The sequence below is a fragment of the Cupriavidus sp. SIMBA_020 genome (assembly GCF_046535395.1).
Classification (GTDB): domain Bacteria; phylum Pseudomonadota; class Gammaproteobacteria; order Burkholderiales; family Burkholderiaceae; genus Cupriavidus; species Cupriavidus campinensis.
The window spans coordinates 1-242 of record NZ_JAWRWU010001484.1; the positions used below are offsets into that span (position 1 = coordinate 1).

Genomic DNA, 242 nt, shown 5'->3' on the forward strand with positions numbered 1-242 from the left:
GTAGGTCAGCAGGTTCATCCCGATCGCGCGGATACCATCCTCCGGCGTGGCAAAGGTGGCAAAGCGCGGATCATTGCCCTCGACCTCGCCGTCGAAGCCGGCACCCTTCTGGATGTTGCCAGGGTTGTTGTTGCGAATCCCGCGCGGCGCGTTGGCAGGCATGCGCCACGAGTCGCGGGCGACGAAGCCCTCGCCAGCGGCGTACCCGTCCGGCGCCGGCAATGCCGCGCGCTGGATCGGCC

1 pseudogene is annotated in these 242 nt (G+C 68.6%); it reads right to left on the reverse strand.

What is annotated here, in order from left to right:
- Nucleotides 1-242, reverse strand: a pseudogene (locus SB751_RS34515) (hypothetical protein); the annotation flags it as partial.